Origin of the sequence: Microbacterium sp. (assembly GCF_011620715.1) — a bacterium.
Classification (GTDB): Bacteria; Actinomycetota; Actinomycetes; order Actinomycetales; family Microbacteriaceae; genus Microbacterium.
In genome coordinates this window covers 1-4,404 of sequence record NZ_WOYP01000075.1, presented here as the reverse complement: position 1 = coordinate 4,404, position 4,404 = coordinate 1, and the positions used below count along the sequence as shown (strand labels likewise).

Annotated in this window: 3 protein-coding genes; all 3 read left to right on the top strand. The window is 66.0% G+C overall.

The genetic code is table 11. The features are described 5' to 3' along the window. Positions 1-197: 197 nt before the first annotated feature. Positions 198-1,034: an A24 family peptidase gene (locus tag QZV84_RS07510; RefSeq protein ID WP_292827695.1), complete on the top strand. Its 837-nt coding sequence runs from the start codon at positions 198-200 to the stop codon at positions 1,032-1,034. A 148-nt stretch (positions 1,035-1,182) separates the two neighbouring features. Beyond that, on the top strand, positions 1,183-2,184 hold the full coding sequence (locus QZV84_RS07505; protein ID WP_292827692.1) for a YihY/virulence factor BrkB family protein: 1,002 nt from the start codon (positions 1,183-1,185) through the stop codon (positions 2,182-2,184). 178 nt (positions 2,185-2,362) lie between these two features. Next, the coding region (glgP, locus tag QZV84_RS07500) for a glycogen/starch/alpha-glucan family phosphorylase (protein WP_292827689.1) at positions 2,363-4,404 on the top strand (2,042 nt) is incomplete at its 3' end.

Genomic DNA, 4,404 nt, shown 5'->3' with positions numbered 1-4,404 from the left:
CAGCGCCGTATCGAGATCCCCGCCACACCCCCGGTGATCGAGTAGGCGCGCCAGCGAGCTAAACTCTGTGGGCAGAGTGGTGGAGGCCCACGATCGGAAAGTTGAGTTGCGGAGCTAGGAGGATTGGCGGCATCTTTGATATCGCCGACACCGTGACACGACTCGACACAAGAGCATCCCAGACAGAGCCATAGCGAATGCCGGAAGTCGTTACGCTCCTCGTGATCGTCGCGGGGGTATTCGGATCGTTCATCGGCTCGTTCCTCAACAGGGCCGCCGACCGTGTTCCCGCGAAAGTCTTTCGGCTGCGAGAGAGTCAGTGCACGACGTGCGATTCTCCCTCACCGCCCTGGCAGAACGTTCCCGTATTGTCGTGGATCGCTCATCGCGGCAAATGCGCATCGTGCGGCTCTCCCATCTCGGCGAGGTATCCGTTGGTGGAGGCGATCACGGGGATCGCGTTTGCAGTCGTTGCATGGTGGTTTCTCGTCAATGCCGATGCGGGCGCCGGCAACGCGGCGCAGGCGTGGGCTCTCGGCGTCGTAATGGTCGCCTTTCTCTACTTCGCTGCTATCAGCATCGTGCTGACGCTCATAGATCTCGACGCGCATCGCCTTCCGAACAACATCGTGCTGCCGAGCTTCGCCGTCGCTGGAGTGCTCTTCACTCTCGCTGCGCTCCTGAGTGCGGACTGGGCGGCACTGCTGCGAGCAGGGACAGGAGCGGCGGCGTTGTACGTCTTCTACTCCGTGCTGCGCTTCGCGAGTCCGGGTGGCATGGGCGGCGGCGATGTCAAGCTCGCGGGGGTCATCGGAATCTATCTCGGATGGATCGGCTTCGGCGCGCTCGTTGTAGGCGCGTTTATGGCCTTCGTGTACGGGGGCGTGTTCGGAATAGCGCTGCTGGTTCTTGGCAAGGCCGGCAGAAAGACGGCGATCCCATTTGGTCCGTGGATGATCCTCGGCGGCTGGACGGGCGTGTTCGCTGGTGAATCGGTCGGGCACTGGTACGTCAATCTGTTCATCGGGGCGTGAACGGCAGTACGCTGCGGTTGCTTCTCACCTGGATCGATTCCTCCTGTCGTGGATCGCCTACGCGACGAACAGGTTCATGAACGAGCACGCCGCAGGCAAGTGGTCAAGTCCCCGAGGACGCCGGCGACCGGCGGCTAACCTCACACTCATGGCCAACCTCATCGCACGCATCACCGCATGGGCGCTGACACTCAAACCTGTGCGCGCGTTCCTGTTGTACAGCGAGCACCGCGGGCCGATGCTCGCAGACAGCGTCACCTACCGCGCCCTCTTCAGCGTGTTCGCGGGCGTGCTGCTCGGCTTCTCGATCGCGGGCCTCGTGCTCTCCGGCAATCCGGAGCTTCTGCAGGCGCTGATCGACTCCGTGGATGCGGCCATTCCCGGTCTCGTCGGAGAGGACGGGATCATCGACCCATCCTCGATCGCCGTTCCGGCGGGGCTCACTCTCACCACGATCCTGTCGATCATCGCTCTGGTCGGTGCCGCGATCGGCGCGATCGGGTCGCTGCGCGCCGCGTTCCACTCGCTCGCGGGCAAGCTCACCGACCAGCTGTTCTGGATCTGGGCGCTGGTGCGCAACCTCGTGATCGCCATCGGCATCGGAGCGGCGTTCGCAGCATCCGCCGTGATCACGTTCTACGCGAACGCCGGAATCGGCGCGTTCAGCCAGTTGCTCGGCCGCTCTGCCGACGACCCGCTCTCGCTCATCGGCACGCGGGCCGTTTCGCTCATCGTGGTGTTCGCGCTGGATGCCGCCGCCGTCGCGGTGCTTTTCCGCACACTCTCCGGGGTCAAGGCATCGTGGCGCACGCTGCTGCCCGGAGCCCTTTTCGGCGCGATCGGCCTGACCGTGCTGCAGCAGCTGTCGAGCCTGTTCGTCGCCGGGGCGGGAGCGAACCCGCTGCTTGCCTCGTTCGCCTCGCTGATCGCACTGCTGCTGTGGTTCAACCTCTCCGCGCAGGTGATCCTGCTCGCCGGGGCCTACATCATCACGAGTGTCGAAGAGGAGCAGGACCGCGCGCGCGCCCGGTTCGGGGCGTCGACCTTCGCGCAGCGACGGGTCAACCGGGCCGAAGAGGCGGTGCGGGTCGCGACGGATGAGCTCAGGGTGGCGCGCCGCGAAGAGAAGAAGGAGCGCGTCGAAGCATGAGCGAATGGGTGCCGGTCTTCACCTCCGCGCAGGGATGAACATGCGGGCCGCCACGCTCCGATCCGGCGCTCAGCCCCGCGGCATCCGTCGTGGTCCCACGTGACAAGCATGTAAATCCTGGGCCTGCACGACCCGGTCGATGCGCCCCGGTCCTGCCCTGATCGGTAGTTTCGTATCCATGCCCCAAGAGCCCACCCTCGCACCGTCCGACCTGCCCGCGCGCGCGACCCACCCGCTGGCGCTCGCGCCCGTGGCCGCGCCGGCGAGTACGGTCGACGGCTTCGTCCGGGAGTTCCTGCAGAACCTCAACTTCAACCGCGGGGTGTCGCTCTCGGCCTCGAGCGCGACCGACCGGTACTACGCGCTCGCCTACACGGTGCGCGACTACCTGATGGCGCGGTGGCTCGAAGACGGCCGCCGCCAGCGCGAAGTGCAGGCCAAGGGCGTCTGCTACCTCTCGGCCGAGTACCTGCTGGGCCGGCAGCTCGACAACAACCTGCTCGCCACTGGACTCACCGACATCGCGACCGAAGCGCTCAGGGCGTGCGGCATCGACCTCGACGAGCTGCGCCAGGAGGAAGTGGAGCCGGGCCTGGGCAACGGCGGACTCGGGCGCCTGGCGGCATGCTTCATCGACTCGCTCGCGACGATGGGCGTGCCCAACACCGGCTACGGCATCCGCTACCAATACGGCATCTTCCGTCAGACCTTCGTCGACGGCCAGCAGGTCGAACAGCCTGACGCATGGCTCGCCTACGGCTCACCGTGGGAGTTCCCGCACCCCGAGGCGGCGCAGACGATCTCGTTCGGCGGCCGCACCGAGACCTATGACGACGAGGGAGTCACGCGGTCGCGCTGGATCCCCGCGTGGGGCGTGCAGGCGGTGCCCTACAACTACATGGTGCCGGGCTACCAGAACGGGCGCGTCAACACGCTGCGCCTGTGGAGCGCCGTGGCGACCAACTCGTTCGACCTTCGCGTGTTCAACTCGGGCGACTACGAAGAGGCCGTGCGCGCGCAGACCTACGCCGAGAACATCTCCAAGGTGCTCTACCCCGAAGACTCCACGCCGCAGGGCAAGGAGCTGCGCCTGCAGCAGCAGTACTTCTTCGTCGCGGCATCCATCAAGGACTTCCTCGAGGTCACGCTCCCGAACGACTTCGACCTCACCAGGCTGCCGCAGCGCGTGATCTTCCAGCTCAATGACACGCACCCCGTCATCGCGGTGCCTGAGCTGATGCGGGTGCTCGTGGACGAGAAGAGGATGGAGTGGGATGCCGCGTGGGCGATCACTCAGCAGTGCTTCGCGTACACGTGCCACACGCTGCTGCCCGAGGCTCTCGAGGTATGGTCGGTCGAGCTGCTCGGTCACCTGCTGCCGCGCCACCTCGAGATCATCTACCGCATCAACGACGACTTCCTGGATGCCGTCCGCGAGCGCTTCGGCGACGATGAGATGCGCATTCGCGACATGTCGATCATCGGCGAGCAGCCGGTGCGCTCGGTGCGGATGGCATACCTCGCAACGGTCGCGGGCGCCAAGGTCAACGGTGTCGCGGAGCTGCACTCGCAGTTGCTGCGCGACAAGGTGCTGCCGGATTTCAACGAGTTCTTCCCGGGCAAGTTCACCAATGTCACGAACGGCGTCACCCCGCGGCGCTTCATCCGCCTGGCGAACCCGTCGCTGTCGGCGCTCATCACCGACGCACTCGGCTCGGGCTGGGTGACCGACCTCGGCCGGCTGCGCGAGCTCGAATCCCACGCCGAAGACCCGCAGTTCCGCGCCGCGTTCGCAGAGGTGAAGGCGGCCAACAAGCGCCGGCTCAGCCAGGTGCTGCGCGAGCGCGACGGCTTCGAGGTCAGCGACGGCCACATGCTCGACGTGATGGTCAAGCGCCTGCACGAGTACAAGCGGCAGATGCTGAAGGTGCTGCACATCGTGACGCAGTACGAGAGCATCGTCTCGGGCCGGGTTGCCGCGTCCGATGTGCAGCCCCGTACGGCCATCTTCGGGGCGAAGGCCGCGCCGGGCTACGCGATGGCAAAGCACATCATCCATCTGATCAACGCGGTGGGCTCGGTCGTGAACGACGACCCGCGCGTCGAGGGTCGCCTCAAGGTGCTGTTCCCGCCGAACTACAACGTCACACTCGCCGAGCGGGTGATTCCTGCCGCCGACCTGTCCGAGCAGATCTCGCTCGCCGGCAAGGAGGCCTCCGG